The organism is Lawsonella clevelandensis, assembly GCF_003241315.1.
In the GTDB taxonomy this organism is placed as follows: Bacteria; Actinomycetota; Actinomycetes; order Mycobacteriales; family Mycobacteriaceae; genus Lawsonella; species Lawsonella clevelandensis_A.
The window spans coordinates 198,707-223,366 of record NZ_QFOZ01000004.1; the positions used below are offsets into that span (position 1 = coordinate 198,707).

At 53.0% G+C, this 24,660-nt stretch carries 18 protein-coding genes and 4 tRNA genes; 19 read left to right on the plus strand and 3 right to left on the minus strand.

Annotation, left to right across the window (positions count from 1 at the left end; genetic code table 11):
- Positions 1–258 precede the first annotated feature (258 nt).
- Positions 259–1,278, minus strand: coding sequence for a 1,4-dihydroxy-2-naphthoyl-CoA synthase (locus DI579_RS04500; protein ID WP_290595864.1), 1,020 nt, complete (start codon positions 1,276–1,278; stop codon positions 259–261).
- A gap of 154 nt (positions 1,279–1,432) precedes the next feature.
- On the opposite strand from DI579_RS04500, the gene DI579_RS04505 reads away from it, so the two are divergent.
- The 19 genes from DI579_RS04505 (at position 1,433) to DI579_RS04595 (ending at position 22,849) form a co-directional block, all read left to right on the plus strand.
- Entirely contained in the window at positions 1,433–2,491 is a 1,059-nt protein-coding gene (locus tag DI579_RS04505) for an o-succinylbenzoate synthase (protein WP_290595862.1), read from the plus strand.
- Between the two features lie 172 nt (positions 2,492–2,663).
- A complete protein-coding gene (locus tag DI579_RS04510) occupies positions 2,664–3,689 on the plus strand; it encodes a hypothetical protein (protein WP_303678787.1) in 1,026 nt (341 codons plus the stop codon).
- Positions 3,686–5,080, plus strand: a complete 1,395-nt coding sequence (locus tag DI579_RS04515) for a hypothetical protein (protein WP_290595858.1) — start codon at positions 3,686–3,688, stop codon at positions 5,078–5,080. The genes DI579_RS04510 and DI579_RS04515 overlap by 4 nt, the downstream gene beginning before the upstream one ends.
- Positions 5,081–5,088: 8 nt before the next feature.
- Positions 5,089–6,918: a 2-succinyl-5-enolpyruvyl-6-hydroxy-3-cyclohexene-1-carboxylic-acid synthase gene (menD, locus tag DI579_RS04520; RefSeq protein WP_303678788.1), complete on the plus strand. Its 1,830-nt coding sequence runs from the start codon at positions 5,089–5,091 to the stop codon at positions 6,916–6,918.
- Between the two features lie 2 nt (positions 6,919–6,920).
- Positions 6,921–7,583 carry a DUF3592 domain-containing protein gene (locus DI579_RS04525; RefSeq protein ID WP_290595854.1) on the plus strand — a complete coding sequence of 221 codons (663 nt, stop codon included), beginning with the start codon at positions 6,921–6,923 and terminating at the stop codon, positions 7,581–7,583.
- Between the two features lie 5 nt (positions 7,584–7,588).
- Positions 7,589–8,302: a demethylmenaquinone methyltransferase gene (locus DI579_RS04530; protein WP_290595852.1), complete on the plus strand. Its 714-nt coding sequence runs from the start codon at positions 7,589–7,591 to the stop codon at positions 8,300–8,302.
- 110 nt (positions 8,303–8,412) lie between these two features.
- Positions 8,413–9,441, plus strand: coding sequence for a polyprenyl synthetase family protein (locus tag DI579_RS04535; protein WP_290595850.1), 1,029 nt, complete (start codon positions 8,413–8,415; stop codon positions 9,439–9,441).
- A gap of 95 nt (positions 9,442–9,536) precedes the next feature.
- Positions 9,537–9,618 (plus strand) — tRNA-Tyr (locus DI579_RS04540).
- A gap of 236 nt (positions 9,619–9,854) precedes the next feature.
- A tRNA-Thr gene (locus tag DI579_RS04545) sits at positions 9,855–9,927 on the plus strand.
- 106 nt (positions 9,928–10,033) lie between these two features.
- A tRNA-Met gene (locus DI579_RS04550) sits at positions 10,034–10,107 on the plus strand.
- Between the two features lie 392 nt (positions 10,108–10,499).
- Positions 10,500–10,575: transfer RNA gene (locus tag DI579_RS04555), tRNA-Trp, on the plus strand.
- A 49-nt stretch (positions 10,576–10,624) separates the two neighbouring features.
- Positions 10,625–11,062: a preprotein translocase subunit SecE gene (gene secE / locus DI579_RS04560; protein WP_290595848.1), complete on the plus strand. Its 438-nt coding sequence runs from the start codon at positions 10,625–10,627 to the stop codon at positions 11,060–11,062.
- 164 nt (positions 11,063–11,226) lie between these two features.
- Positions 11,227–11,970: a transcription termination/antitermination protein NusG gene (gene nusG / locus DI579_RS04565; protein ID WP_290595846.1), complete on the plus strand. Its 744-nt coding sequence runs from the start codon at positions 11,227–11,229 to the stop codon at positions 11,968–11,970.
- 193 nt (positions 11,971–12,163) lie between these two features.
- Positions 12,164–12,598: a 50S ribosomal protein L11 gene (rplK, locus tag DI579_RS04570; RefSeq protein WP_290595844.1), complete on the plus strand. Its 435-nt coding sequence runs from the start codon at positions 12,164–12,166 to the stop codon at positions 12,596–12,598.
- 73 nt (positions 12,599–12,671) lie between these two features.
- Positions 12,672–13,388 (plus strand): 50S ribosomal protein L1, encoded by a 717-nt coding sequence (gene rplA, locus DI579_RS04575; protein WP_290595842.1) that lies wholly within the window; start codon positions 12,672–12,674, stop codon positions 13,386–13,388.
- A 343-nt stretch (positions 13,389–13,731) separates the two neighbouring features.
- Positions 13,732–14,250 carry a 50S ribosomal protein L10 gene (gene rplJ / locus DI579_RS04580; protein ID WP_290595840.1) on the plus strand — a complete coding sequence of 173 codons (519 nt, stop codon included), beginning with the start codon at positions 13,732–13,734 and terminating at the stop codon, positions 14,248–14,250.
- Between the two features lie 105 nt (positions 14,251–14,355).
- Complete coding sequence (rplL, locus tag DI579_RS04585) at positions 14,356–14,745, plus strand: 50S ribosomal protein L7/L12 (protein ID WP_290595838.1); 390 nt, start codon at positions 14,356–14,358, stop codon at positions 14,743–14,745.
- Between the two features lie 584 nt (positions 14,746–15,329).
- Positions 15,330–18,800: a DNA-directed RNA polymerase subunit beta gene (locus DI579_RS04590; RefSeq protein ID WP_290598289.1), complete on the plus strand. Its 3,471-nt coding sequence runs from the start codon at positions 15,330–15,332 to the stop codon at positions 18,798–18,800.
- 95 nt (positions 18,801–18,895) lie between these two features.
- Entirely contained in the window at positions 18,896–22,849 is a 3,954-nt protein-coding gene (locus DI579_RS04595; protein ID WP_303678789.1) for a DNA-directed RNA polymerase subunit beta', read from the plus strand.
- Between the two features lie 67 nt (positions 22,850–22,916).
- On the opposite strand, the gene DI579_RS04600 is transcribed toward DI579_RS04595, so the two are convergent.
- Together DI579_RS04600 and DI579_RS04605 are read right to left on the minus strand one after the other, a co-directional pair.
- Positions 22,917–23,822: an alkaline phosphatase gene (locus DI579_RS04600; RefSeq protein ID WP_290595834.1), complete on the minus strand. Its 906-nt coding sequence runs from the start codon at positions 23,820–23,822 to the stop codon at positions 22,917–22,919.
- 26 nt (positions 23,823–23,848) lie between these two features.
- Positions 23,849–24,199 carry an alkaline phosphatase gene (locus tag DI579_RS04605; protein ID WP_306559018.1) on the minus strand — a complete coding sequence of 117 codons (351 nt, stop codon included), beginning with the start codon at positions 24,197–24,199 and terminating at the stop codon, positions 23,849–23,851.
- Positions 24,200–24,660 lie beyond the last annotated feature (461 nt).

The following is a 24,660-nucleotide window of genomic DNA, read 5'->3' on the forward strand; positions in this document are numbered from 1 at the left end:
TTCACCCTTTATTTAGCCAGGTCATCTACTTAATTTGATTAAATACTAAGCAATGCAACAATTTTGGAATTTTAATTTTGTGTTCAAAACTACAAAATAACTCGAAAAGTATTGTCTTACTAGTAATTTAAAGATACAGATGGGGTATCTATACTGTGCAATAACAATAGATTACAGAAGGAATAAAATCACAACTTGATACGGTTAAGGAAAAGTAAAAATATATCCAGTGTTTACTCTCCAATGGCATAAACGACATCAGTAGTAAAAGGGAAACTGCTCCCATTCCGGAGTCCGTTTCTCTAGGAAAGCTTCGCGTCCCTCTGCCGCCTCATCGGTCATATAGGCCAAGCGAGTTGCCTCACCGGCAAAAACTTGTTGCCCCATTAAACCGTCATCGGCAAGATTAAGTGCAAATTTCACCATGCGCTGTGCCGTGGGTGACTTCTTATTAATAACCCGGGCCCATTCAATAGCGACAGCTTCCAAATCTGCATGGTCAACAACCTCGTTCACGGCACCCATGCGATACATTTCTTCCGCAGTGTAGGAACGGCCTAGGAAGAAAATCTCGCGAGCACGCTTCTGCCCTACCTGTTTTGCCAGGTAAGCGCTACCGAAGCCAGCGTCAAAGGAGCCTACATCGGCATCGGTCTGTTTAAAGCGGGCGCATTCTCTACTTGCCAAAGTCAGGTCACATACCACATGTAGTGAGTGTCCGCCCCCGGCCGCCCAACCGTTAACTAAACAGATAACAACCTTCGGCATAGTGCGAATAAGTCGCTGCACTTCCAGAATATGCAGACGGCCACCCTCTGCCTTCGCCCGGGCAGTATCGACGGTGGAGGCATCATCACCAGCCGGAGCACCTGTCTCTGTTATTTGCGCATACTGGTAACCCGATTTACCACGAATGCGTTGGTCGCCACCCGTACAAAAAGCCCATCCTCCATTTTTTGGTGACGGTCCATTCCCGGTAAGAAGGACAACACCCACATCGGGAGTGCAACGTGCATGGTCAAGAACGTGCAGTAGCTCATCTACCGTGTGGGGGCGGAAGGCGTTGTATACCTCAGGCCGGTCAATGGCGACGCGAACAATTCCGTATTCACGTCCCTTCCCCACATGCCGGTGATAGGTGACGTCAGTAAGATCGTCGAATCCGGGAACCGTACACCACTGCGTGGGGTCAAAAGGATTATCAGTAATATGCGGCTGCGGTTCCAGCGGGTGGAGGGCATCGGCGCCGGAGCGCTTAATGTTGGGCGAAGGTTCCATTCCTTCACCATACTGCACATAACTATGGCCTGGCTGGATCCCTGTAGCGCTACAGTAACCCAGTAGACGGTCGCAGCACAGCACGGTAACAGAGCATGTTAGTAGAGCACGGTAACAGAGCGGGACAACAGAGCAAGACAGTAGAGTTGGAACTATGTCAGCATCAGTGTCACGCGATCCTTCTTCCCCGTCCGTATCCTTACCTTCCTTAGAGGAGCTGCAGGAACGGGCAGTAGTAGTCACATTGCCTATGCGAGTGAAATTTAGGGGAATTACCCACCGCGAGATACTGCTTCTCAATGGTCCCGCCGGGTGGGGGGAATTCTCCGCCTTTCCCGAATATGATGACGCTGAAGCGGCCAGGTGGTTAGCGTGTGGAATGGAGATGGCGTGGCAGGGGCCGCCTGCGGCTGTGCGCGATCGTATCCCTGTCAATGGCACAATTCCGGCCCTCAACGTTATTACCCAGCAGGGTGTTATCCGCCGTCTGGTTCATGATTTTGCGGGGGTTCATACGTTTAAAGTGAAAGTGGCGGAGGCGGGTCAAACGTGGGCAGATGATGTTGCACGGGTAGCGCTTGTGCATCGATTGGCTCCCACTGCACGTATTCGTGTTGATGCGAATATGGGGTGGACGGTGTGTGAGGCGCAGGAGATTCTGCCGCGTATTGTGGAGGCCGCTGGTGGGGAGGAATTTTTTGACTACGCCGAGCAGCCCTGCCGAACTGTTCCTGAACTGGTAGAACTGCACGATAGTCTGGCGGGGAGTATTCCTCTCGCCGCAGATGAGTCTATCCGTCGTGCTTCTGACCCATTGCGTGTTATTCAAGCGGGTGCAGTCGATCGCGTGGTTGTGAAAGCTGCGCCCTTGGGTGGCCCCCGGCAGCTGTTGCACTTATCTAGCCACATCCCTTATCCCCTTACCGTTTCTAGCGCTCTTGACTCAGCAGTGGGGATGAATGCCGGTATTGCGGCTGCCGCTGCTTTGCCACACGTAGCCGCATGCGGGTTAGGAACAGGACATTTCTTCGTGACGGATGTATGCGAAGCGCACACGCTTGTTGATGGTTCTTTGCCTTACCGCATGGCTACCCCGGATCCGGCTCGGTTGGTAGAGTTACGTGCACCTGCGAAGCGGGAGCAGTGGTGGAGGGAACGCCTGGAGCGTTGTTATTCTCGTGCAGTTCTTCTCACTCGTTCTGCCACCTCATAGAATATGTAGTATCTGTAATGTCACCATGTGCATGGCGCCGTTACCATGAACGCCACTATGAGACTGTATGGAGACTGTATGAGTGCTGTGCCCACAGTATGAATCAGTATGAAACAGCATGGAACAGTGAGGCATGTAGTTCGGTATGTTGGGACCTTTTATCACGCTCGTGATGTCTTTGGCCATGCCCATCATGTTGCTTTCTTTCCTGGGTGGTCAGGGTCTTGTTGATATGCCCGGCAAGCGTCGTGCGCATTCTGTTCCGACAGTGCGCGGTGGTGGCATCGGCATTTCGCTAGCTATCCTCTCCGGTATTTTGGTTCATGTTGTTTACCTCATTACGGAAGGGTGGGAAGAAATTCCGCCTCTTTTTATGGGTGTTGGCATTATTGTGGCCTGGTTTACCGCAGTAGGTATTTTCGACGATATTTACGGTTTGAAGACGGCCGCTGGTGTGGTTCTTCTCGCCTTGGGTGGAGTGGGGATTTCCGCCATGAGTGTTTACCTTATGGCGACGGGAGCTCGAGAGTATGGTGCCGCGGCAATGATAACGACCGCTGTGCTGGTAGTTCCTTTTACCGTGTGGGTAACGAACGCCACCAACTTCATGGATGGTATTAATGGCATCACGTGCCTTTACGTCATCATTTGTGGAGTATGGACCCTGTATTTGTGCCGAGATTTTGCAGATAAAACGTTAGAAGTATTGGCGTTAATCTTCATTGCCGGATTCCTGGGGTTCCTCCCGTGGAATTTGCCGAGAGCCCGAATTTTCCCAGGAGAGAGCGGCGCCTATGTAGCGGGAGCTGTCACGTTGATAATGTGCATGGTGCTGATGGTGCGGGGAGTGTCTATTCCTGCCACTATTGCTCCTTTCACCATTTATTGGACGGACGTGCTGTTCACTTTCATAAAGAGCATTTTTTATCGTCGTAACCTCATGCGTATGCACCGCGAGCATAACTACCAGAAGCTGCAGCGTTACTTTAATTCCCACCGAAAAACAGTGGGTGTGGTCGTCATGGTCCAGTTGGTGTCCATAGGAATTGCGTGCGTGTGCGGGGGAGCCCATGCACCATTATGGGCGCTGGCTCCGGTGATGGTACCTGCATGTATTTTTGCCGCTTGGCCCATTCCAGATCCGCCTGAGAAGCGGGAAGAAAAACAATTAAGCTACAGAGTGAGGATGGAACAATGACATCTCTTGTGTGTGGAAATCGCAGTGTTTTGGCTTGGCGCATGCAGTTGCAGGCTGCACAGGCAGGGCACACGTTAGAGGTTGTTGACCCGCGTGTTTTCCTTGCCACTATTCCCACTGATGACGATATTGACGTTATCTGTGATGACGCTGAGAATGATGATGCCAATAGCGGAACGTCCTCACTTCCCGCAGGCAGTCCCATAGGTAGTCCCGTAGCGGTAGACAATGCTACAGCTGCCAATGGTGCTGCAGACGAGAACGCTACGTGGAACGATACGGCGGAGACAGTATCGGGGGCAGTAGTAGCAGCGGGGAATAGTAGTTGTCCGTCTTTTCATTTTGACAGTCTGATCTATCTTGCCGATGCACGCTTGTGGACACCACAGGATCCTTCTCATACACCCACTGATACGGAACTGGCACAAGAAATTCGCGCCACAACGGAGGCTGTCGTCAACGTTATAGAGACACTTCCTGTTATGCCCGCAACAGTTGTACTGGCAAGCTCCATTAGTGCCGGTAACACTACGGAGGTGGGGCAGGCATTGGCGGAAGCGGCAGTTCTTATCGAGCAGGCGACCAGTGGCGCCGCCACCCGCTATATGGAACTGCAATTCCCGCAGGTTTTCGGGGAGGGATTCCCCGCTATGAAGGGCGCTCTTATTGCCCAATTGTGTGACGCTATTAGCGCCGGGAAGCATCCGCGGGTATCCCAAGACCGCCCTATGACAATCATGTATGCGCAGGAAGCTGCCCGTATCCTGACGAATGAGATGCCGGATCTTGCTATGTCCATGGCGGAAAGCAGTAAGGAACCCACTGGACAACTAGCCATTACCCTCAACGAGATTTCCAATATGTCAGTGGACGGGCATATCCCGGACCGTATCCCGTCGTCTCGCTACGGACTTGTATTTCAGTTGTATTCCACGCTGCGGACGGCACAATTACGAGTAGCACAGCTACGGAACGGGGAGAATGGCCGCCATATTCTTCCTAAACTCCCTACGTCAACAGTCATTGAGGAATTGCCGCGGGTTACTAGCCGTACGCATTTTCTGCAGCCGGGTAGCACTGTAGAAATACAGGGCACGCTTAATGGTTTGCATCGCCTTGCGGTTGTTGCAGGTACCGCTGAACTCACTCTTCCGAACTTTCCAGGAATTGTGTTCGTTGCTGCCGCGGATAAGTTGCCGGAGGAGGATCAGCCTAGTACTGCCCAAGCTATTGCGCAGGATCCAGCCGACGATTATCCGGTAGCGGAGCCACAAGGTATGCCGTTTTTTGATGTACCACATGGGTATACAGTTCGGTGTGAGTGCAAAAAGAATGGCAGTGCACAAGGAGGAAACCCGGTGGCAATAGTTGAATGGGTGAGTGAACCGTGACATATCCGGTGGCATTACCGCCGGCTACTCTGCATGCACGAGTAGTGGTGGATGAGCTTATCCGTAATGGTATGCGTGAGGCAGTCCTCTGCCCAGGTTCCCGTTCCACCCCGTTAGCTTTTGCCTTGGCGGACGCCGAATCTGCAGGGCGTATTGCTTTGCATGTACGCGTCGATGAGCGAAGTGCCGCCTTCCTCGCTTTGGGATTGTCTGCGGCTAGTGATGCGCCGGTTGCGGTGGTGTGCACTTCTGGTTCAGCTGTTGCCAATTTTCATCCCGCCGCAGTGGAGGCGCGGTTTAACCATCGTCGTGTTGTGTTCCTTACCGCTAATCGTCCTCCGGAGATGGAGGGGGTGGGGGCGCAGCAAACTATTGTGCAGCGCAGTATTTTTGCCCACGATGTTGTTTCTGAGCTTGTTATGACTCCGGCAGGCCCCGAGATAAATAGTGAAGAGGATTCACTAGGGTGGAATGCGCATTGGCGTTCCGCACTGTGCCGCATTATGACGCAGTCAGCTATCAGTGCTGGACCTATCCATATTGATGTTCCTTTCCGCGAGCCACTTGTCCCTCCGACAGAATCACCGGCAGTATCACCGGCAGTGTTACCGTTATTGCCTGCACCGTGGCAGGGGCGTCGCGATGGACAACCGTGGACGCAATACGTTCCGAACTACACTCTTGATCTTTCCCGGAGAACAGTAGTCATTGCGGGGCAAGGTAGTTGGGAGATACCGGCGTTGGCAGGTGTCCCCACATTCTGCGAACCGGGTGGTCGCACGCTGGGCACTATTTTTAACCCCCTCACGCCGCCTGCGCTTATGAGTAATAGTTTCACCGCCCCCGAACAAGTAGTGGTGGTGGGTAAACCGACACTGCATCGGTCGGTCACGCGATTGTTGGCAGATCCTTCTCTCACGCAGATTGTGGTGACGGCAGCAACCTCACCGACAGAGTGGGCGGATGTTTCGGGGAATGCGACTATTGCAGCAACGTCTTTGACGCGTACTGGGGAGTGCCCGCAGCAGTGGTTGGCTGCTTGTGCAGAGGTGGATGGTGCAGCGCGGAGTCATGTTCTTGAGGTGGTGGCGGAGCTTCGCGCAGAGGAGACAGCTTCTTCTGCCGCGCCCACCACGTCTTCCGTTTCCTCTGTTTCTGCAGAGTGTGCTCCTGTGGAGTTGCCGTGTGGTGTGGATGTTGCCTATGCCGTAGGGGAGGTAGTTGCTGCGGATCCGCGCATGCTTCTTTTCGTAGGATCGTCTAATCCCGTGCGTGATATTTCTCTCACTCATCCTGAGTTGGGTCCACGGTGTTGGGTTAATCGTGGTGCTTCCGGCATTGACGGCAACATCTCTACAGCTAGTGGTTTGGCACTCCACCACTCTGGCCCGGTTATCGCTTTTCTTGGGGATTTAGCTGCTGTCCACGATTCTGGGGGTCTGCTTATTCCCACGTTGGAAACCGCTCCGCGGAATCTCACTATTGTGGTTGCCAATGATGACGGTGGTGGTATTTTTGCCACTCTGGAGCAGGGTGCTCCCGCTTATGCCACGCAATTCGAGCGTCTTTTTGGAGTCCCCCACGGAGTGAATTTTGCGTCTCTTGCGGCTGGGTGGGGAGTAGAGTATCGCCAATGCACAGTGGCGGAATTGCCAACTGCTATAGGCGAGTATGCGCAGCATGACAGTACATATTCGCAGTGTGAGGGTACATGCCCCCACGATAATTTGCGGCCAGGTGTGCGTTTTATAGAGGTGCGTACGCAGCGTCAGCATCGGCATGAATTAGCGGCTACCTTGTCAGGTTGGTTAGGTCGGCCGGATCAGTCAGGACGGTGAGGATGTCCACGTCGTATCGTCACCGGAGTGCTGCCTGGTGGAAAGCGGTGGGAAAGACCATGGGAAAGATGCTTCATGATCTTCCTCACAAACTGCGACCAGATGATGAAGAGATGCCCTATGTGCGTTTACGCTACCGAAAAGCCTTGCGCTACACTCAAATAGTTCTTCTTGCACTGGGGTGTTTCATCTTTGTTCTCGCTATCAGCATGGTGGTGGGATGCGCTATTAGCGATCAGCACATTAATGCGCACCTAGCCAGTACTTATGCGCGAGTAGAGGCCACTGATGGCAATACGACATACGTGAGTTTTGTCGATCGCGACGGGAACGTACAGAGCCCCCATGAGGGTGTGTTTTATCCGACGGGCGTGCGGCAAGGACAACTTGTTCGCGTCGATTATGACTATACAAACCCCAACTATGCACGCATTTCTGGGCGCAGTTGGGTGTTATCTATTGTTCCGGCACTGTCTGTGCTTATCTGTAGTTTCCCCTGGATAGCGTTGGCGTATTGCGTCATTGGGCGGTACCGAATGCGGGCCGGTGGTCTTATCCGCAGAACTCATTGGGGTGGTGCTATCGCGGGGATTCATATTAACTATTCGCGGACTGTGCCGCGGATGCGGGCAGCTACATCTCTGCCTGCAAAACGGGTACCCTGAGCCTTGTGTCACGAGCAAGCCTAGAGAAGAAACCGCAAGACGTCGCCCGTATGTTTGATGGCGTTGCTAAACGCTATGACATTACCAACACGGTACTGTCGTTTGGCCAGGATAAACTATGGCGTCGCCATACTCGCGAGCTATTGAATGTGAAACCGGGGGAGAAGGTTCTCGACCTCGCTGCGGGAACGTCGGTGTCCACAGTGGAGCTGGCGAAGTCCGGTGCGTGGTGTGTTGCCACAGATTTTTCCATTGGCATGCTGGAAGCGGGCAGTAGCCGTCCGGTTCCTAAAGTGGCGGGGGATGGCATGTATCTTCCGTTTGCGGACAACTCTTTTGATGCGGTCACCATCTCGTTTGGGCTGCGTAATATTTCTGATTTCCGGGCGGGCTTGCGGGAGATGGCGCGCGTGACGAAACCTGGTGGTCGCTTAGTTGTGTGCGAATTCTCTACTCCTACGTGGAAACCATTCCGTACTGTCTATATGGAATATTTGATGAAAGCTCTTCCGCGTGTGGCAACTGCGGTGTCGTCTAATCCGGAGGCTTATGTGTATCTTGCCGAGTCTATTCGGGCGTGGCCAGATCAGGAGCAGCTATTGCGGGAATTAAAGGACGCTGGCTGGAGTGAGGACACAATGTACCAAAATGAGACAGGCGGCATTGTGGCGTTGCATTATGGCCGTCGTCCTTACAATGAAACATCTAACTCCCGGTAGGATTTGTTTTGAGACTGCGCGCCACCTATTAGGCTGGTGGTGTTGCCTACCGAACGATGGCCCCGGATGCTCCCGCGGGTATCACAGACCTTTCGAAGGAAGTAACACGCATGGCAGAAGACGCTCAGGTCGCTGGTATTGACCTCGGTGATGCTGCACTGGCCTCCCGTACCCGTATGGGGATGCAGTCGGTTGAGGATTTAATGTACAGCAGCCTGGATAATGGCCACGCCATGCCCACTCTTACTGCTTCTTATCTTGCGAAGGCAGGAGGCAAGCGGTTCCGTCCCCTTATGGTGTTGCTCGCTGCACAGGTTGTGCAGGCGGAGAATAATCCCAACTGGATGACGGATGAGCTGGAGACGAATGTTATTCGTTCCGGATCCGTTATTGAGATGATTCATCTGGCGTCCCTCTATCACGATGATGTGATGGATGAGGCGTTGCAGCGTCGCGGTACGGAGTCCGCTAACAGCAGGTGGGGTAATTCTGTCGCTATTTTGGCAGGGGATTATCTTTTCGCAGCAGCTAGCGCCATCATGTCGGATATGGGAACGCAGGCAGTGCGGTGGATCTCTGAAACGTTCGCAGAGCTTGTGAATGGGCAGATGGAGGAAACTGTTCACGCCGGTTCCATGGAATCGGTAGAGGCCTATCTACGTGTCATTCACGGGAAAACAGCATCTCTTATTGCCACAGCAGGCCACTTTGGTGCTTATTACGCCGGCGGTACCGAGGAGCAGGTTGCTGCTTTGAAGAAGGCGGCGCATGCTACCGGCATGGCATTCCAGATTGTTGATGACGTTATCGATATCTCGTCTAATTCCACGCAGTCTGGGAAAACTCCTGGAACGGATTTGCGGGAGGGTGTCTTTACATTGCCTGTCTTGTATGCCCTTGAAGAGGATAGTCATGCGGGGGATCGCCTACGCGAGATTTTGACGGGTTCTGTTACTGATGAGGAGCTGGTGAAAGAGGCTCTGACGTTGTTGCGTGGTTCCGCTGGGATGCGTCAAGCCCGGGAGACTATCTATGCCTACCGTGATGAAGCTAAAGACGCGTTGAGTATCTTCCGTGATTCCTCGGCGAAGGACGCCTTCTTCCATCTTGTGGATTTTACGGTGGCCCGTGTTAGCTAGTGGTGTAGCTATTACTACTAGCGGTTTTAGCTGCCGGTTTGCTATATCGCGTAATGAGTCGCTAAAGTCTTGTGAGCACCTGTTATTAGGTGCACGCCAGGTTGCCCGAGCGGCCAAAGGGAGCGGACTGTAAATCCGTCGGCATTGCCTACCAAGGTTCGAATCCTTGACCTGGCACTCTCAATAGTTACATAACCCCCGCATTATTCTTCTGCTGTGCGGGGGTTATGTCGTCTAGAGGAACGTTTCTGTGCGCTGTTCTGTTGTGCACAGAGTGTCCTATTGCTTTATGTTCTTTTAAAGACTTGTTGTTCATGAGTTGTTACCTTTGTCCTGGCGATTTGTCATGGACGCCACTGTCCGGTAATCTTCAAGAAGCTTGGTGAGAGAGCGAATCTCCCGTCAACGTGATTGCCCCCTTAGCTCAGTCGGCAGAGCGTTTCCATGGTAAGGAAAAGGTCGACAGTTCGATTCTGTCAGGGGGCTCTCTTTTTGCTCTGAATACAGAGAGGTAAAAGAAATCTCATGTATCCCAGAGTTCTTGATCTTTAGTTACAGTTAAATCCGCTGGTTTTAACACATAACTAAACATGGCGATGTAGCTCAGATGGTTAGAGCGCACGACTCATAATCGTGAGGTCGAGGGTTCGATCCCCTCCATCGCTACTCGTCAAAACCCCTGGTTAGCATGGTGAAGCGTGCTGCCAGGGGTTTTCTCTATAGAAGCGCAGTAATACTAAGCTTTCGCAGTTTTCAGGAGAGTCCTTAGCACAAGGGTAGGTATCGGCGAAGAGTACTAATGAGCCGTGCCGGCACGGCGTTTGTCACGAGTAGTAATTCTCGCGTATCATCGCATAAGGCGTACTTACGTGTGCTCCTACAATATGTGCACTACGGTGTATTACGGTGTACTACCGCGGTACAGACGGTACAGACATTGTCAGTCAGTACTATCGGCACTATTGACACTGTTGGCAGTGCAGCCGTATTGCAGCAGTGTTGTTGAGGAGTACTGTTGTAGGCGCTGCTTTGTTCACTTATGGTGTAGGTATTCCCGGAGGGGTGTGGCTCAATTGGTAGAGCAGCGGTCTCCAAAACCGCAGGTTGCAGGTTCGAGTCCTGTCACCCCTGCCAGGATCTTGTGAAATTTCAGGACATCCGTTGAAGACATGGAGGACAACGAGTGAGCGACGAGAAGACTACGTCCGGCGACATCGTCGATCCGGTGGTGTCTGCAGACAACGCTGACGCTGCTGCACCGACACAGCCAACCGGCAAACGTCGTCGTAAGGGCGCTTCTGCACACTCAACTGCTGAGACTCCTGCAGAGACCACGGAGAAAGACGCTAAGGCTCATTCTGGCAATGCCACTAAGAGATTCTTCGTGCGTATCGGGCAGTTTTTCAAGAGCGTGTACGAGCAGATGGCTAAGGTTGTCTGGCCAACGCGCAAGGAACTGTGGATGTCGGTACTCACGGTGTTTATTTTCTTAATAATCACTGTTCTTGTGGTGTTTGGCGTAGATGCGGGAGCAGGCGAGCTTGTCCGTGTGATCTTCCAGAATCCAGATGGGGCTAGTGCCGTACCGGGTGCTGGCATGCCTGGTATACCTGGTATGTAAAAGCTCCGTTGAAAGCCCTCTCCGGAGGGCCTTCATTGTTTTTAGAGAACTTATAGACTTAGTAGGTGTAAGCGAATATCATTCGCGAGCACGTATGAAAAGAACGCTATCTACGACCTCGACGCGCCTAGCTGCAGGCCGTACTGCTTGAAGGGAAGAAACCAGTGAGCAACACCGACGACAACGCTCTAGTTGAGGAGCAGACGCCGGATACTGCCGCCGTGGAACTGCCAGTTGATGATTCTGATTCCGCTGACCAATCACAGGTAGAAGAGCAGGTAGAAGAGACGGATGCTGCTCCCGCCGTCGATCCGGTTGCAGAGTTTAAGAAGCAGCTTCGTCGTCTTCCGGGCAAGTGGTATGTCATCCACTCCTATGCTGGTTACGAGAACAAGGTGAAAACTAACCTTGAGACTCGTATTCAGAATCTCGATGTGGGCGATTACATCTTCCAGGTGGAAGTTCCTCAGGAAGAGGTTGTGGAGCTTAAGAACGGCCAGAAGAAGTCCGTCAAGCGTAAGATTCTCCCCGGCTATGTATTGGTTCGTATGGAACTCAACGATGAGTCCTGGGGTACTGTTCGTAACACTCCTGGTGTTACTGGCTTTGTCGGTGCCACTAGTAATCCCACTCCGCTGTCATTGCGGGAAGTTGTGAAGTTCCTGATGCCGAAGGATAATGCCGCGCCTGCTGCTCCGGAAGCTCCGGCGGAGGAAGTCGCTCCCGTCATTACTGTGGATTACAAGGTGGGCGAGTCTGTCACAGTTATGGATGGTCCGTTCGCTACCTTGCCTGCCACAATTAGCGAAGTGGATGTGGATACTCAGAAACTGCAGGTATTGGTTTCCATCTTTGGTCGCGAAACTCCTGTGGAACTTGGATTCGACCAGGTGGAAAAGATTTCTTAGACCTCCCTTTGACCATGGAAGCCCTGCCTCGATGTGGGGTTTTCTGTGTTTATCGGGTAATATCTCTTCGTCACCTATCTGTGTGGCAGGAATATGTGTCCTGCCATCAACATGCAATGTGATGAGGTAACAAGTAGTAGCTTTTGCGGTTTGCAAGGTGCTACTAACAATCAACACTAGTAAGGAAGCACGGATGCCCCCGAAGAAGAAAGTCACCGGGCTCATCAAGCTGCAGATCCAGGCTGGACAGGCTAACTCTGCTCCGCTGGTGGCCCCTGCTCTTGGTGCCCATGGTGTCAACATCATGGAATTCTGCAAGGCGTACAACGCTGCTACTGAAAATCAGCGCGGTAATGTTGTTCCTGTAGAAATCACCGTTTACGAAGATCGTTCCTTCACCTTCATTCTGAAGACTCCTCCGGCCGCTAAGCTGCTGCTGAAAGCCGCTGGTATCTCTAAGGGATCAGGTACTCCACAGAGCAACAAGGTCGGTTCTGTCACTATGGATCAGTGCCGCCAGATTGCTAAGACTAAGGAACCAGATCTTAACGCCAACGACATTGAAGCCGGCGCCAAGATTATTGCCGGTACTGCTCGCTCGATGGGAATCATCGTCGAGGGTGCATAACACTCTTTGTGGAAGAGCCCGCTTCGGCTCGGACCACCCCCAACCGTCACACACGTGACAGGAATGGAATCAAATGAGCAAGAACTCTAAGGCATATAAAGCCGCTGCAGAGAAGATCGATAATTCTCTGCTCTACACTCCTGCGCAGGCCGTTAAGCTTGCTAAGGAAACCTCCTCCACCAAGATGGATGCCACGGTAGATGTGGCCATGCGTCTCGGTGTTGATCCCCGCAAGGCTGATCAGATGGTGCGCGGCACCGTCAACCTCCCACACGGCACTGGTAAAACCGCCCGTGTTATCGTTTTCGCAGTTGCTGATAAAGCTGCTGAAGCTGAAGCTGCTGGCGCAGACGAGGTTGGCTCTGATGAGCTTATCGCCAAGATTCAGGGTGGCTGGCTCGATTTCGATGCCGCTATTGCAACCCCAGATCAGATGGCCAAGGTTGGTCGTATCGCTCGTATCCTCGGTCCCCGTGGCCTCATGCCGAACCCCAAGACCGGCACTGTGACCACTGACGTTACGAAGGCCGTTAAGGATATCAAGGGCGGTAAGGTTACCTTCCGTGTTGATAAGGCCGCTAACCTGCATCTCATCATCGGTAAGGCTTCCTTCGATGCTGAGCAGCTAGTGGAGAACTATGCGGCGGTGTACGAGGAGATTCTGCGTCTTAAGCCTTCTTCCTCTAAGGGCCGCTACGTCAAGAAGATTACGATGTCTACTACCACTGGACCGGGCATCCCGGTGGATCCCAGCATCACTCGTAACTTCCTTGGTGAGGATGACGCCTAATTTCTGATGTTGGGTTGTTGTATAACATCAACACAATATGCCAGTTAATCGGTCCCTGCTCTGCAGCTTCTATAGCTGTGGGGAGGGGCCGATTTTGTATTTAGCGATATCAATTACTAACATGTATAGCGAAGTTTGACCCGATCAAGTTTCACCAAAGACCGTTGGTCGCTGTTGGCGTTAGTCAACAGTTGAAGGTCCGAAATAATTCGGCGGCCCACGCAGGTAGAACTAAGTCGATGATGATGGCGAACAGTCTGTTTGCTAAAAATTCACGCCTTGCGTTTCCTGCGCAAGGCGTTTGTTTATTTCGGGCGAACGACAAGAGGAAGGAGGCAAAGTTATGGCTCAGTCTGAGAAAGCTGCTGTGGTAGCCGAGATTAAGGAGCAGTTCGAGAAGTCGTCTGCTGCTATCATCACCGAATACCGTGGTCTTTCTGTCCCAGCAATGACCGAACTTCGCCGCGCTCTCGGAAAGAACGCAACCTACTCCGTCGCCAAGAATACCCTGGTCAAGCGCGCTGCTAATGAAGCTGGCGTGGAAGGCCTCGAGGATCTATTGGCTGGCCCTACCGCCATCGCATTCATCGATGGAGAACCTGTCGATGCCGCCAAGGCTTTCCGTGATTTTGGTAAGGACCACAAGGAACTCGTCATCAAGGGCGGTTACATGGATGGCGAAATGCTGTCCGTGGACCAGGTTGAGAAGCTTGCAGACCTTGAGTCTCGCGAAGTTCTCCTCGCCAAGCTCGCCGGTGCGATGAAGGGCAACCTGGCGAAGGCTGCTGGTCTCTTCAATGCTCCCGCATCGCAGGTGGCTCGCCTCGCAGCCGCACTGCAGGAGAAGAAGTCCGCAGAGTAGTTCATCTATTCGCTGTTGTAAGCGAATACCGCCTGGGGCTGCCCGGGCACTTACCCCCATAAACGTAAGAGTCCATCACCAAGGACACAAGGAAAGGAAGCCACTATGGCTAAGCTCACCACTGAAGAGCTCCTCGATGCTTTCAAAGAAATGACCCTCATCGAACTCTCTGAGTTCGTCAAGGCCTTCGAAGATACCTTCGAGGTTACCGCTGCTGCTCCTGTCGCCGTTGCCGCTGCTGGCGCTGCTGCTGGTGCTCCCGCTGCCGCCGCTGAGGAAAAGGACGAATTCGACGTTGTTATCGAGGCCGTCGGTGACAAGAAGATCCAGGTTATTAAGGTTGTCCGTGAGATCGTTTCCGGTCTCGGCCTGAAGGAAGCCAAGGATCTCGTTGAGGCTGCCCCCAAGGCTGTTCTCGAAGGTGCCTCCAAGGATGACGCTGAGGCTGCTAAGACCAAGCTTGAAGAAGCTGGCGCCACCGTCACCCTCAAGTAAGTTTCGGTCTTACTGTTTGATGCCCCTCACCGCATTGTGCGGGAGGGGCATCAGCCTATTTGTGGGGAAAAATCGCTTTCTTTAAGTGAATTTTCACTGTGTTTCCGTGCCAGTTCTTGACAATCTAGCGCCTGCGGGCGACTATGGTGAAGACCGCGTTAGTGGTAATAATTTACAGGGGGAGTTCCCTTCTGTTGTGGGATTCCTACTAGATGCTAGTGGGATCTCTGTGAATGCGATAGAAGGCAGTACACAGTCGCCGGTGTATGTCCGGTAGACATAAGTCGAGTTTTGTTATACTATTAACCTTTGCGTTGGCCTTATTGTGTCCAAAATTGGACCCACTGATCAAAAAGTAACTTTTGGTAATCCTCTGGAAATCCTGTAGGAACCTTTTGACCAGGAAAAATGTGCACTTCGAGCGGTAGTAGACGGCTTTAGTTGGAGAAGTCCGAAGCTAGGGTGAAAAGTGTGTAGAGGTCAACAACGGAACCACTGTAGATTACGTCGTGAAAACATTCATGACAGTACCCGTCGGGACTGTTGTGTCTGTCTTTACGCATGAGGTCCTGGAAGGACGCACCTTGGCAGTCTCCCGCCAGACCAGTTCGAAGGCTCAGATCCCTGGAGCCCCCAAGCGGCCGTCGTTTGCTACTATTCGCGAACCACTTGAGGTTCCCGATTTGCTTAGCGTTCAGACTGATTCATTTGCTTGGCTAGTCGGAACGAAGAAATACACCCAGTCTGATTCTGAAGAAGTCACCGGTGAGCAGCGCGTCACCGGTGGTCTCGAAGATATCCTCGATGAGATTTCCCCCATCGAGGATTTCGCTGGCTCAATGTCTCTCTCCTTCTCCGATCCGCGATTTGATGAGGTAAAAGCCTCCATCGCGGAATGTCGTGAGAAGGATATGACTTACTCCGCACCATTGTTCGTCACGGCTGAGTTCGTGAACAACACTACTGGTGAAATTAAGAGTCAGACCGTCTTCATGGGTGATTTCCCCATGATGACCGATAAAGGCACATTCATCATTAACGGCACCGAGCGTGTCGTCGTGTCTCAGCTTGTTCGCTCGCCCGGTGTTTATTTCGACGAGTCCATTGATAAAGCCACGGAGAAGGAACTTCACTCTGTGAAGATCATTCCGTCACGTGGTGCATGGCTTGAATTTGACGTTGATAAACGCGATACCGTTGGTGTCCGTATTGACCGTAAGCGTCGTCAGCCCGTCACACTTCTTCTCAAGGCCTTGGGATGGACAAACGAGTCCATTAAGGAACGCTTCGGTTTCTCTGAAGTGATGATGTCCACCTTAGAGAAGGACACTGCCGATACTCCCGATGAAGCCTTGCTGGAAATCTACCGCAAGCTGCGTCCCGGTGAGCCTCCGACAAAGGAAGGTGCCCAGAACCTTCTCGCGAACCTTTTCTTCAAGGAAAAGCGCTACGATCTAGCTCGCGTTGGTCGTTATAAGATCAACCGCAAGCTGGGACTATCTAAGAGTGAAGCTGATGTTCTCACTCTCACTGAAGAAGATATTGCTACCACTGTTGAATACCTAGTACGGCTGCATGCTGGCGAGACCAGTATGACCTCGCCTGATGGTGCAGAAATTCCGGTAGAGACTGACGATATTGACCACTTCGGTAATCGTCGTCTTCGCACCGTTGGTGAACTTATCCAGAACCAGGTGCGGGTGGGTCTTTCCCGTATGGAGCGTGTTGTGCGTGAACGCATGACCACCCAGGATATGGAAGCAATTACCCCCCAGTCCCTCATTAACATTCGTCCAGTTGTGGCAGCTATTAAAGAGTTCTTCGGAACCTCCCAGCTGTCCCAGTTCATGGATCAAAACAACCCGCTGTCTGGCCTTACCCACAAGCGTCGTCTTTCCGCATTGGGTCCCGGTGGTCTTACTCGCGACCGTGCTGGCCTGGAAGTCCGTGACGTTCACAACTCTCACTACGGCCGTATGTGCCCAATTGAGACACCGGAAGGCCCGAACATTGGTCTTATCGGTTCTCTCTCCGTCTATGCACGCGTGAACCCCTTTGGTTTCATTGAGACCCCGTACCGTCGTGTTGTTGATGGTTGTGCCACTGACCAGGTTGACTACCTCACTGCTGATGAGGAAGACCGCCACGTTGTCGCCCAGGCTAACTCGCCGATGGACGAGAACGGTCGCTTCCTCGACGAGCGTTTGCTCGTCCGTAAGCGTGGCGGCGATGTCGAATACGTCACCCCAGACGAAGTCGACTACATGGACGTTTCCCCACGTCAGATGGTGTCTGTAGCAACCGCTATGATTCCATTCCTCGAGCACGACGACGCAAACCGTGCCCTCATGGGTGCGAACATGCAGCGCCAGGCAGTGCCGCTACTCAAGACGGACTCTCCGCTTGTCGGTACTGGCATGGAACTGCGTGCCGCCTATGATGCTGCCGACGTCATTATCAGTGAAAAAGCCGGCATCATTGAGGAAGTCTGCGCAGACTTCATCACCGTCATGGCCGATGATGGCACCCGTGCCACCTACCAGCTACAAAAGTTCATTCGCTCCAACCCCGGCACATGCTACAACCAGGTTCCGATTGTGGCCGCCGGACAGCGTGTAGAAGCTGGCGAAGTTATTGCTGACGGCCCCTCCACCGATAAGGGCGAGATGGCACTTGGCAAGAACATGCTGGTCGCCATTATGCCGTGGGAAGGCTACAACTACGAGGACGCTATCATCCTCTCCCAGCGTGTTGTTGAAGAGGATGAACTGACTTCAATTCATATTGAAGAGCACGAGATTGACGCGCGTGACACCAAACTTGGTGCAGAAGAGATCACCCGCGACATCCCGAACGTCTCCGATGAGGTTCTCGCCGATCTTGACGAGCGCGGCATCGTTCGTATTGGTGCTACCGTCCGCGACGGCGACATTCTGGTCGGTAAGGTAACCCCGAAGGGTGAAACTGAGCTCACCCCAGAAGAGCGACTACTGCGTGCCATCTTCGGTGAAAAAGCTCGCGAAGTCCGCGATACGTCCCTCAAGGTACCCCACGGCGAAACCGGTAAAGTCACCGGCGTGCGCGTCTTCTCCCGTGAAGAAGACGACGAGCTACCCCCGGGAGTTAATGAACTCGTGCGTGTGTACGTCGCCCAGAAGCGTCGTATTCAGCCCGGTGATAAGCTCTCTGGCCGCCACGGTAACAAGGGTGTTATCGGTAAGATTCTGCCGGTTGAAGACATGCCCTTCCTTCCCGACGGCACTCCCATCGACATTGTTCTTAACACCCACGGTGTACCCCGCCGTATGAACATCGGCCAGATCATGGAAATTCACCTGGGCTGGCTGGCCAAGTACGGTTGGAAGATCGAGGGTGACCCGGAGTGGGCCAAGATGCTCCCCGACGAAATGCGCGATGTGGAGCCCAACACCAAGACCGCAACCCCGGTGTTCGACGGTGCTGAGCCGGACGAAATTGAAGGCCTGCTAGGCTGCGTCCGCCCCAATGCCGACGGTGAAAACATGATGGGTCCCGACGGCAAGGCCACATTGTTTGATGGTCGTTCCGGCGAGCCCTTCCCGTACCCAGTGTCAGTTGGCTACATGTACATGCTGAAACTGCACCACTTGGTTGACGAGAAGATTCACGCTCGTTCCACCGGCCCGTACTCCATGATTACCCAGCAGCCACTTGGTGGTAAGGCCCAGTTCGGTGGCCAGCGCTTCGGTGAAATGGAATGTTGGGCCATGCAGGCTTACGGCGCCGCCTACACCCTGCAGGAACTCCTCACCATTAAGTCTGACGACGTGGTGGGACGTGTGAAGGCCTACGAAGCCATCGTGAAGGGTGAGAATATCCCCGCACCGGGTATCCCCGAGTCCTTCAAGGTGTTGCTGAAAGAACTCCAGGCATTGTGCCTTAACGTGGAAGTCCTCTCTGCAGACGGTGACGTTGTCAGCCTGTCTGATGATGATGATGACCTCGAGAGGGCAGCCTCCAACCTGGGCATTAACCTCTCACACGATGAGAATGCGTCCGTGGAAGACCTCGCTTAAGAGTCTTCGGCTCTCCTGAGCCACCTGAAAGATAGAGACATACACCTCGGTTACCCAACCGGGTAGCCATAATCCCACTGGGGAAAGGAAGTTACGTGCGCGACGTCAACTTCTTCGATTCGCTCCGAATCAGTCTCGCTACGGCCGACGACATCCGTCGTTGGTCCTACGGTGAGGTTAAGAAGCCGGAGACCATTAACTACCGTACGTTGAAGCCAGAGAAGGACGGCCTCTTCTGCGAACGCATTTTCGGCCCTACCAGGGACTGGGAATGTGCTTGCGGTAAGTACAAGCGCGTCCGTTTCAAGGGCATCGTCTGTGAACGATGCGGCGTGGAAGTTACCCGTGCCAAAGTGCGTCGTGAGCGCATGGGCCATATTGAGCTCGCTGCTCCCGTCACCCACATTTGGTACTTCAAGGGTGTTCCCTCCCGCCTGGGCTACCTGCTTGATCTGGCCCCGAAAGATCTTGAAAAGATCATCTACTTCGCTTCTTACGTTGTCACTAGTGTCGACGAAGAAGCCCGCCACAATGACCTCTCCACTCTCGAAGCAGAAGTTACTGCCGAGAAGAAGGAAATTGAGGACGCCCGCGACGTTGATCTGGAAGAGCGTGCCCAGAAGCTAGAGGCTGACCTGGCCGAGCTCGAATCCGAAGGCGCCAAGTCTGACGTCAAGCGGAAAGTCAAGGACGCTGCCGAGCGTGAGATGAAGCACATCCGCGAGGATGCTAACCGCGAACTCGACCGCCTCGATGTTCTCTGGGATACCTTCACTAAGTTGGAGCCCAAGGACCTCATTCTGGACGAAAACGTCTACAACGAACTCGATGACCGCTTCGGTGAATACTTCGAGGCTGGTATGGGTGCTGAGGCTATCCAGAAACTCATTGAGAGCTTCGACCTGGAAGCTGAAGCAGAAGTTCTGCGTGAGGTTATCCGCACCGGTAAGGGACAGAAGAAACTGCGCGCTTTGAAGCGTCTCAAGGTTGTTGCAGCCTTCCTCCAGTCCGGTAATGATCCGGCTGGAATGGTGCTGGATTGTATTCCGGTTATTCCGCCAGAGCTGCGTCCTATGGTGCAACTTGACGGTGGCCGTTTTGCTACCTCCGACCTCAATGATCTCTACCGTCGCGTTATTAACCGTAATAACCGCTTGAAGCGACTCATTGATTTGGGTGCACCGGAAATCATCATTAACAACGAAAAGCGTATGCTGCAGGAATCTGTAGATGCTCTCTTCGATAACGGACGTCGTGGCCGCCCGGTGGCTGGCCCCGGTAACCGCCCGCTGAAGTCCCTCTCGGATCTCCTCAAAGGCAAGCAGGGTCGTTTCCGTCAGAACCTCCTCGGTAAGCGCGTCGACTACTCTGGTCGTTCCGTTATTATCGTTGGTCCGCAGCTGAAACTGCACCAGTGCGGTCTTCCGAAGCTCATGGCACTCGAGCTGTTCAAGCCATTCGTCATGAAGCGCCTGGTTGACCTGAACTATGCACAGAATATTAAGTCTGCTAAGCGCATGGTGGAGCGTCAGCGCTCGCAGGTGTGGGACGTGCTGGAAGAAGTTATTGCTGAGCATCCTGTTATGCTCAACCGTGCACCTACCCTGCACCGCCTGGGTATTCAGGCATTCGAGCCGGTGCTGGTAGAGGGTAAAGCAATTATGCTGCACCCGCTGGCATGTGAAGCATTCAACGCCGACTTCGACGGTGACCAGATGGCAGTCCACCTGCCGCTCTCCGCTGAGGCACAGGCAGAAGCCCGCGTTCTCATGCTGTCCTCCAACAACATTCTGTCTCCTGCATCCGGCCGCCCGCTGGCTATGCCGCGACTGGATATGGTGACAGGTTTGTACTACCTCACCACGGAAGATCCCGACGCGCCGGGGTCTTACCAGGAGGATCTACACAAGGAATGCCCCACCAACGGTTACTACTCTTCTGTTGCCGAAGCCATTATGGCTCGCGACGCAGGAGCCTTGTCTATCCAGTCACCTATTGTGGTACGCCTGACGCATCAGCGTCCGCCGAAGGATATTGAGGAAGCACAGTTCCCCGATGGTTGGAAGGCCGGCGACGTGTGGTCCTGCAAGACTACTCTCGGTCGCGTTATGTTCAACGATCTGCTGCCCGGTGACTACCCCTTCGTCAACGACCAGATGTCGAAGAAGAAGCAGGCCGTCATTATTAATGACATGGCAGAGTGCTATCCCATGATTATGGTTGCGCAAACCGTTGACCGTCTGAAGGATGCCGGTTTCTACTGGGCAACTCGTTCTGGTGTTACCGTTGCTGTTTCCGACGTGCAGGTTCCGCCTGTTAAGAAGGAAATTCTGGCCTCTTACGACAAGCGCGCTAAGAAGGTTGAGAAGCAGTACCAGCGTGGTGCACTGTCCCATGATGAGCGTAATGCTGCACTTGTGAAGATTTGGTCCGAGGCCACTGAAGAGGTTGGCCAGGCCATGGAAGATAATTACCCCGCCACCAACCCGATTCCAATGATCGTGAAGTCTGGTGCTGCCGGTAACATGACCCAGATGCGGTCTCTGTCCGGTATGAAGGGCCTGGTGACGGACCCGAAGGGTAACTTCATCCCACAGCCTATTAAGTCTTCCTTCCGTGAAGGTCTTACCGTGTTGGAGTACTTCATTAACTCCCACGGTGCTCGTAAAGGTCTTGCCGATACCGCTCTTCGTACGGCAGACTCTGGTTACCTGACCCGTCGTCTTGTTGACGTGGCACAGGACGTCATTGTCCGCGAAGAAGACTGCGGTACTACCCGCGGCATTATGGTGCCTATCGCAGAGAAGATGCCCGATGGCACTCTCGTCCGCGATCAGCACATTGAGACCAGCGTCTTTGCTCGTACTCTTGCCGATGATGCCAAGGACGAAAACGGTAACGTCATCGTTGCTGGCGGTACTGACATTGGTGATCCGGAGATCGAGGCACTCCTCGCGGCCGGTATTACCGAGGTTAAGGTCCGCTCCGTTCTTACCTGTAACTCCAAGAATGGCGTCTGTGCTAAGTGCTACGGCCGTTCTATGGCTACTGGCAAGCTCGTCGACGTGGGTGAAGCTGTTGGTATTGTGGCCGCCCAGTCCATTGGTGAGCCTGGTACCCAGCTGACAATGCGTACATTCCACCAGGGTGGTGTTGGTAGCGACATCACCGGCGGTCTGCCGCGTGTTCAGGAACTCTTCGAGGCACGTGTGCCGAAGGGCAAGGCGCCTATCGCCGAGGTTTCCGGTACTGTCACTCTGGAAGAGGGCGAGAAGTTCTGGACGATTACCATTACGCCTGATGATGGCTCTGATGATGTCGTCTACGAGAAACTTTCTAAGCGTCAGCGTCTCCACGTTGTGAAGAAAGCCGATGGGTCTGAAGGCGTTATCGCTACTGGTGACCACATCACTATTGGTGAGCAGCTCCTTGAGGGCGCTGCTGATCCGCACGATGTACTCCGCGTTATGGGCCCCCGACAGGTACAGGTCCACCTCGTTAATGAGGTTCAGAACGTGTACCGCTCCCAGGGTGTGTCTATCCACGATAAGCACATCGAAGTTATCGTGCGACAGATGCTGCGTCGCGTGACCATCATTGACTCTGGTTCTACTGAGTTCCTCCCTGGTTCTCTGGTGGAACGTCCCGAGTTTGAGGCCACGAACCGTGCAGTCGTTCGCGAAGGTGGCAGGCCTGCAGCAGGACGTCCAGTCCTTATGGGTATTACTAAGGCCTCGCTGGCAACGGATTCTTGGCTGTCGGCAGCATCCTTCCAGGAGACAACTCGTGTCCTTACCGACGCAGCTATTAACAGCCGTGTTGACCACCTCGTTGGTCTGAAGGAAAACGTTATCATCGGTAAACTGATTCCAGCTGGTACTGGTATTGCTCGTTACCGTGATATTGAGGTTCGCCCAACGGAGGAGGCACGCGCTGCTGCGTATGCTGTCCCGACGGGCTTTGATGATGGCTTCTACGGTCCCGATGATGCTTTCATCGATGAGACTGGGGCAGCTGTTCCTCTGGATGACTTCGACTTTGGAGAATAATTCCGTATAAATAACTAAAGCGGGTAATGCCTGGAAGCATTACCCGCTTTAGTTATTTCAGTAGTGTTTAGTGCTTTACCCACCAATGCTTCATAACAAGCTGAGCGAAGGCAGTGTTATCGAGGTAGCGTCCGCGCTTCAGATCGTGGTGTTTGGCCAGATTAAGTACGGTGTCAGAGCCTGCACCGTGGACGAAGAAGGGGACTAGCTGGTTGGTGTGTTCGTCCGAAAGCCACTGCATCTGGATAGCTGAACCATCTTTGCTGAGGGTACGGAAGTTGTCCTTAGATGGACCGTTGATGAAACCAGTTTCGTGGTCAGCGGTAACAATAAGAAGCGTATCGTTCCAGCTGGAGTACTTTTCTACCCATGCGGAAACATCGTCAATAGCTTTTATGAAGTCGGTTGTTTCTTCAATGCTGCGGGCGGTTTCATTGGCGTGTCCACACCAGTCGATGGCCCCACCTTCAATCATGAGGAAAGAACCATTCTTGTTATCGTCTAGGACGTTGAGGACGCTGAGGGAAAGATCGGAGAGAGTGGGGACGTCCTTGGTGAAGGGTGTCTGACCTACCTGCTCGAGGGTAGATTTCTTGGCGACAGAACTGCGTTTTTCTTGCAGTGTGGAACCTACTTGAGGAACGCCCCAGACACGCTTCCCATGGAAGTTCATGTTTGTGCGGGCCATGCGGGAGAAGTCTTGTGTTTTCTGGAAGAAAGAATATGCAGTCTGTCCAGATGACAGAGCTCTCCAGTCGGAGGGAGAAATGTAGGTGTAGTCAGGCTTTTTCACACGACGATGGTTGTCGTCGTAGAAGGGATGGCCGGGAGCGATAACAACATCGAGTTGGCTATTAATCATTTGGTTGGCGATGTTGTGGTAGTTCTTGCGGCTCGGTTCGTGGGCAACATACGTAGCCGGGGTGGCGTGAGAATAGGGAACGCTGGAAACAACGCCTGCGGACTTTCCCATCTTCTTGGCACGTTCGGTGAGGTTCTCTACAGGCGGTTGAAAATATCCATACCGATAACGCCGCGAAGAGTTTTATGTCCGGTGGCCATAGCTGTACCGGCGGCGGCGGAATCAGTGGGTTTACCGGTAGCACCTTCCGTGGAGGACCAGTTAACGAACGTATTGTATGTGCCGAATGCGGGGTAAGTACTCATGCTGACGCGTTGCCAGCTTTGGAAACCGGGTTGGGGAGTGTTCTGCGGTTTTTCACCATGCTGGCCTACTTGATAGCCGGTGGTGTTGCGGTGGTACAGATTAGCGAGGTCAAGAGTGTTGTAGCCCATGCCGTCACCAATCATGACAATAATATTCTTGGGGACGCTAGCAGAGCTTTTCAGAGGAAGAGCATGGGCTGTCGTAGCGGGAAGAGCTGCTGCGAGGACGAGTGCTGCAGCTCCAAGAGCTGGTAGATGTTTCTTAGTAGTGGGGAGTTTTTATGGTGCTGGGGAGTAGAAGACCATAATGGGATGAAAGTCATTAAAGCTCCTTAGATGAGGACAGACATCTTCTCCAGGCTACTTTAAATAGGAAAAATTAATATAAAACATAGGTAAATATATATAAAATATCAGGTATTAGCAGAAAAGTGATACGTAATCTGGCGTAATGCAATATCGCTACATTAAGGCCTTTTTCAGCCCCATTCTAGAGAATTCTTGTTATGTAGCTTTTCCACAGTAATAGCTGAAGGTATAAAGTGTCCTCTGACTGTTCAGCACATTAATGAACTATGAGAAAGCAGAAAAGAAAGTAGAAATCTATCTATGACTTCTCCCTACAACACTCCCGATACTCCCGA